The sequence below is a fragment of the Xenorhabdus santafensis genome, from assembly GCF_033949405.1.
GTDB lineage: Bacteria > Pseudomonadota > Gammaproteobacteria > Enterobacterales > Enterobacteriaceae > Xenorhabdus > Xenorhabdus santafensis.
Window position 1 is genome coordinate 1 of record NZ_VCDN01000444.1, and the last position, 310, is coordinate 310.

General features: G+C 34.5%; 1 protein-coding gene. It reads right to left on the reverse strand.

The window, feature by feature from the left end:
* On the reverse strand, positions 1 to 310 hold a 310-nt coding region (locus FE392_RS23035; protein WP_319931994.1), incomplete at both ends, for an alanine:cation symporter family protein.

The window sequence follows — 310 nt, forward strand, 5'->3', positions numbered from 1 at the left end:
ATCGTTAACCAAGTTTTACTTTGTTTAATGAATTCAATGTTTGTTTCACCATAATAGTAGTTTCCTAGAAGTGAACTGAAAGCAAATAGGAAAATAATAATCGCTAAGAAAGTGCTTGCCCACGGTCCGATTTGTGAACTTAAAGCGTTTTGTGTTAATTCGATACCTTCTAAATTTGATCCTTTGTAAAGTCCAGAACATAATACGATAAATGCTGTTGATGTACATACTAAGAATGTATCTACTAAAACCCCAATTGTTTGAATAAAACCTTGTTTGGCTGGATGCGTTACATCAGCTGTTGCTGCCG